This window comes from Ginsengibacter sp. (assembly GCF_057362405.1).
The window spans coordinates 1-5,063 of sequence record NZ_JBMQQG010000173.1 but is presented as its reverse complement, the minus strand read 5'-3'; the positions used below and the strand labels follow the sequence as shown (position 1 = coordinate 5,063).

Here is a 5,063-nt window from a genome sequence, read left to right as displayed (position 1 = left end):
TAAAACATGAAGAAACTCGCTTACCCGAAGAGCCCTGTTTGCGCCAAGCATAGAAGGTATCGAGCGTAATTGATTCACCTTATCAAACTCCTCATCCTGCAATGCGTAGATAATATCGAAGCCGCTAACCCAAAACAAAACCGACAATGAAAATAATACCGGCACAAAAGCAAATTTGCCGGTTACGGCAATATATGCGCCAATAGGTGAAAGGCTCAAACCAAGCCCAAGTACAAGATGGCACAGCGATGTAAATCTTTTTGTATAACTGTAAAAGAGTATCACAAATAAAGCTACCGGCGCCAATACCAGGCACATTGCATTTATGAAATAGGTAGTTATAATAAATGCAATGCAACTGCTGACAACAAAAATCATCGCATTTTTTTTACTTATAATTCCTGCAGGTATTTCTCTCACAGCAGTCCTTGGATTAATGGCATCAAAATCAGCATCGAGCCAACGGTTAAAAGCCATAGCGGCGCTACGGGCAAAAACCATACAAAGCAACACCAGAATTAACAGTTCCCACCAGGGCTTATAGGTTTCGAAATTCATTGCCTTTAACCCGAGCGCAAAACCGATAAATGCAAAAGGCATTGCAAACACGGTGTGAGCAAAAGTTACAAGAGACAAATAATTTTTAATTGACTTCACCATAAGTTATACCAAAATAAATTTTAAATGGATTTTGCTTTCACTGCCTCCCACAACACGATACCTGCAGCAACTGAAATATTTAACGAATGCTTCATGCCAAACTGTGGAATTTCTATACAGCCGTCGCACAAAATAATAGTTTCCTGTTCAACACCACTAACTTCATTTCCAAAAATAAAAACAGTTTTATCAATATTTAGTTCGGAAAATCTTTCAAGCGAAATACTGTCAGCAACCTGTTCAACTGCAAATATTTTATAATTATTTTGCCGGAGTTCTTCCACGGCCATTTTTGTACTTTCAAAATATTTCCATTCAACTGATTCCTGGGCACCTAATGCGGTTTTCGAAATTTCCTTATGCGGTGGTTTCGCCGTGTAACCCGTTATGTAAACGGCCTCGATTAGAAATGCGTCTGCCGTACGAAACACACTTCCCACATTATAAGCGCTCCTGATATTTTCCAACAATGCAATCACCGGGATTTTTTCTGCACGCCTTACTTCATCAACAGATTTTCGGTTCAATTCATCCATACTCAGTTTTCTCATCAAAAGGCTATTAATTTGCAAAAATACTTTAAAAGCCTCATCTCAACCCTTCTCCAAAAGAGAAGGACAATATTTGCGAAGAATGTCGAAAGAAGATACCCCGTTGATGAAACAGCATAACGCCATCAAGGCGAAATATCCTGATGCGATATTGCTATTTCGTGTAGGCGATTTTTATGAAACCTTTGGCCAGGACGCTATCACCGCTTCCCGTGTTTTAGGCATCACTTTAACGAAACGAAATAATGCATCGCCTACCGCATCGGAATTGGCCGGCTTTCCTCATCATGCGTTGGATACCTATCTACACAAATTAGTAAAGGCCGGTTACAGGGTGGCCATTTGCGACCAACTGGAAGATCCAAAACTAGTAAAGGGAATCGTTAAACGAGGCGTTACGGAACTAATTACACCAGGAGTTGCCACCAATGATAAATTGCTAGAACACAATAACAATAATTTCTTATGCGGCATTTATCTCGCTCCTGAAAAAACGGGAATTTCTTTTCTCGATATTTCAACCGGGGAATTTTTTATTGCAGAGGGCGATAAAGAATACGCTGACAAATTATTGCAAAGCCTCAACCCTGCCGAAGTTATTTTCCAAAGAAGTCATCAAAAGGAATTTAAAAGTTTTTTTGGCAACAAGTTTTATACTTACTCATTGGATGAATGGATTTTTACCGAGCAGTATGCTAAAGAAAGTTTGCTAAAACATTTTGGCACCCAAAGCCTCAAAGGCTTTGGGGTTGAAGATTTATCTACCGGCATTATTGCAGCCGGCGCCATACTCCATTATTTAAAAGATACGGAGCATCCCAATTTGCAACACATCACTTCTTTGCAAAGAATTGATAAGGCTGATCACCTTTGGATGGATAGGTTTACCATACGGAATCTTGAATTGCTCGGTGGCGTTGAAAGTAACAACTCGTTATTAAAAGTTTTAGATAATACCGTTTCACCCATGGGCGCAAGGCTGTTGAAACGCTGGATGGTGATGCCTCTTACAGAAATTGGCAAAATTGAAGAGCGCCAGTTGTTGGTGGAATATTTTATTAAAACACCTGAAGAAAAAAATAAAATAAGCCAGGATATAAAACAAGCAGGCGATGTTGAAAGACTGGTGAGCAAAATTCCCTTAAAGAAAATAAATCCGAGAGAAGTTTTGCAGATAAGTAAAGGGCTAAAACTAATAAGCCACGTGAAAAATATCTGCGATACCTCTGCCAACGAATATCTAAAAAGACTCGGCGATTCTTTAAACCCATGCAAATACATTGCTGATAAAATTGTAAGAGAAATTATAGAGAACCCGCCGGTTGCCGCTTCCAAGGGCAACATAATTGCGACAGGAGTTGATGCATCACTTGATGAATTAAAAGACATTGTTACTAACGGCAAAGGGCACCTGCTGAAATTGCAACAAAAGGAAAGTGAAACTACGGGTATATCATCTTTGAAAATAGGCTTCAACAACGTGTTTGGATATTATTTGGAAGTTACCAATACCCACAAAGATAAAGTACCGGAAACCTGGATGAGGAAACAAACTCTTACCAATGCCGAAAGATATATAACGCCGGAATTAAAAGAATACGAAGAAAAGATTATGGGCGCTGAAGACAAAATTCTCCAGCTTGAATTGCAGATTTTCGAAAATCTTTTAAATGAATTGCAGGATTATATTGCGCCAATGCAATTGAACGGACATGTGCTGGCGGTGCTTGATTGCTTAACCTGCTTTGCCAATAATGCCTTACATTTTAAATACAAAAAACCTATTCTGCATAATGGTTATGAACTGGATTTAAAAAACAGCCGCCACCCGGTTATTGAAAGAAATTTACCGCAGGGAGAAAATTACATTGCCAACGATATTTTTCTTGATCCGCAATCTCAACAAATTATCATTCTCACCGGCCCGAACATGAGCGGCAAGAGCGCCGTTCTACGGCAGACAGCTTTAATTACCTTGATGGCACACATGGGAAGCTTCGTGCCGGCCGATGAGGCAAGAATTCCTTTAACGGATAAGATATTTACACGAGTTGGCGCCAACGATAACCTGAGCAGTGGCGAAAGCACCTTCATGGTAGAAATGAATGAAACGGCAAGCATCATTAATAATATTACTTCGCGAAGTTTAATCCTGCTGGACGAAATTGGAAGAGGTACTTCCACGTATGATGGCATTTCAATTGCATGGAGTATTGTGGAACATTTGCAAAAATCTGCGTTTAGCCCAAAGACGTTATTTGCCACCCACTATCACGAATTGAATGAACTCGAAAATAAATTTGAAAGAGTAAAAAACTTTCATATCACCCATAAAGAATCGGGCAATAAGATTATTTTTTTAAGAAAGCTTGCGCCCGGAGGAAGCACGCACAGCTTTGGAATTCATGTTGCAAAGATGGCCGGCATGCCGCCTTCACTTATTGAAAGAGCGAACGAAATTTTAAAACAACTGGAATCTAAAAATGTTGATGATGCTATAACGGATGGCCTAAACGCAAAAGATAAAGGCTCAAAAAGCATAAAAGAAAATCTAAGACAATTAGCCGCGCCTCAATTGCAGTTGAGCATTTTCGATGCACATTCGCAGACATTTGAAGACATCAGGAAAATTCTTGAAGCGGTTGATATCAACCGGCTAACGCCCGTGGAAGCTTTGTTGAAACTGCAGGAAATAAAGAGTATGGTGAAGTGATCCAATACACAAATTTCAGAAAAAATTTTAGATATACCTGCTAATTATAATACTGCGACCAACATTATCATTCCGCTCTATCATCCATGTAATTCTTTCTTTACGACTGTTTTTATTGGCGTATTGAATGAATAATATTGTTATATAAATTAGCAGTATGCAAAAAAATATTGCGATTGCTTTTGTAGGGTTTTTTTTCGCCCACCTCACCACGTTATATAAAAATGACCTTTTTTTCCTTGAATGCCGGGAATGTTTCTTTCTCCGGTGAAGATGAGGATTCGGATTATCTGAACTCGTGGATTTACTTCCCGTCATAACTTAATTCGATTGTTCTATCTGAGATTTTATAGATATTTTTCTGCGTCAGACTAATTACTTAACGTAAACTATTCTAAAATTATTTGGCGTATTCATAAACTATAAATCCCCAGGGTTCCATACTAAACACGTGAGTGTCATTTACTTTTTCTTTAGTCCCTAAAAATACATTTAACGGATTTCCAAAAATTGAAGAATCGTCTATGGTGAACCGTTGGGGCTGATCCGATAAATTCAAAATAACTGCAATTTTATGGCCTGCTTTTTCTCTTACATAGGCAAAAATGGCAACGTCATTCCCGGTTGCTAATTTTTTATAAGTTGCGTCCGCAGCTAATGCGGGATCCTTTCTCCTTAAGTGAAGTAACGTGCTGTAAAATGGCGCCATCTGGTATTGATCCCAAACAATAGGATCCTTAGTAAAAAATTTCAAACGCCTTTTATTAGGTATTTCCTGCCCGCTGTAAATTAAAGGAACACTTTGATACATCGTTTGCGTAAATACAGCAAAAGCTTTATAAGCGCTGCCATATTTTTCGAACTCAGTTCCATTCCAGCTATTCTCATCATGATTGGTTGTAAAATATAACCGGTATGCATCTTTAGGGAAGATTGAAATATTATGTTTGATAACTGAATCCAGTTGACTCAATGTCTTCTTCCCGGAGGCAACATCTACCGTCGCCCACATAACGCTCCATCCATATGTTTCATCAAAGCCAACAGTATGAAGTTTAGGATTCTCGCTTTCAGCTAACATAAATACGTCTTTCAGTTTCTTTAAAGAATCAATACAGGTCTTCCAAAAATCGAGAGGT

Annotated in this window: 5 protein-coding genes; 2 read left to right on the top strand and 3 right to left on the bottom strand. The window is 38.8% G+C overall.

Annotated features, from left to right (window positions below; genetic code table 11):
* Positions 1-657, bottom strand: a 657-nt coding sequence (locus ACO1O5_RS14390) for a UbiA-like polyprenyltransferase (protein WP_486271375.1), incomplete at its 3' end; no start/stop codon positions are given.
* Positions 658-680: 23 nt separating this feature from the next.
* Positions 681-1,211: an RNA methyltransferase gene (locus ACO1O5_RS14385; RefSeq protein ID WP_486271370.1), complete on the bottom strand. Its 531-nt coding sequence runs from the start codon at positions 1,209-1,211 to the stop codon at positions 681-683.
* Here ACO1O5_RS14385 and yvfG point away from each other — a divergent pair.
* Positions 1,101-1,331: a protein YvfG gene (gene yvfG, locus ACO1O5_RS14380; protein ID WP_486271372.1), complete on the top strand. Its 231-nt coding sequence runs from the start codon at positions 1,101-1,103 to the stop codon at positions 1,329-1,331. The genes ACO1O5_RS14385 and yvfG overlap by 111 nt on opposite strands.
* Entirely contained in the window at positions 1,294-3,924 is a 2,631-nt protein-coding gene (gene mutS / locus ACO1O5_RS14375; protein WP_486271368.1) for a DNA mismatch repair protein MutS, read from the top strand. Before yvfG ends, mutS begins: the two co-directional genes overlap by 38 nt.
* 400 nt (positions 3,925-4,324) lie before the next feature.
* On the opposite strand, the gene ACO1O5_RS14370 is transcribed toward mutS, so the two are convergent.
* The coding region (locus ACO1O5_RS14370; RefSeq protein WP_486271366.1) for an alpha-amylase family glycosyl hydrolase at positions 4,325-5,063 on the bottom strand (739 nt) is incomplete at its 5' end.